This is a genomic window from Vibrio sp. 10N.222.55.C6 (assembly GCF_041473395.1).
Lineage (GTDB): Bacteria > Pseudomonadota > Gammaproteobacteria > Enterobacterales > Vibrionaceae > Vibrio > Vibrio crassostreae_C.
Genome location: NZ_JBFRSD010000427.1, coordinates 1 through 313, shown reverse-complemented (window position 1 = coordinate 313; position 313 = coordinate 1). Strand labels below are relative to the sequence as shown.

At 32.9% G+C, this 313-nt stretch carries 1 protein-coding gene; it reads left to right on the top strand.

All coding sequences use genetic code 11. The features are described 5' to 3' along the window. Positions 1-313: hypothetical protein (locus AB4486_RS24430; protein WP_372119227.1), on the top strand; the 313-nt coding region annotated here is incomplete at both ends.

The window sequence follows — 313 nt, the reverse complement described above, 5'->3', positions numbered from 1 at the left end:
ACAGATTCTAGACTAAGGAAGTTATTTAAAGAAAAAATCATAACTACAAATGTCGCCGAGTCTCCAGAAGTTAGAAAGGTAATTGCAATCCATGGAAAAATATTCAAACGTTCTTTTTTAATTGAAAACAAACTCACATTCCCTGAAGGTATGTCTAGTGAGGATTTTATTTTCACATATTTGAGTTACGCCCATTCTGATAATATCTCTGTCATTCCAAACCTAGTATACAGCTATAGAGTGAGAGCAAATGACAACAAATCTATCACACAAGATCGCTTATCTGAATATAATATCAAATGTCGGTTTAAGC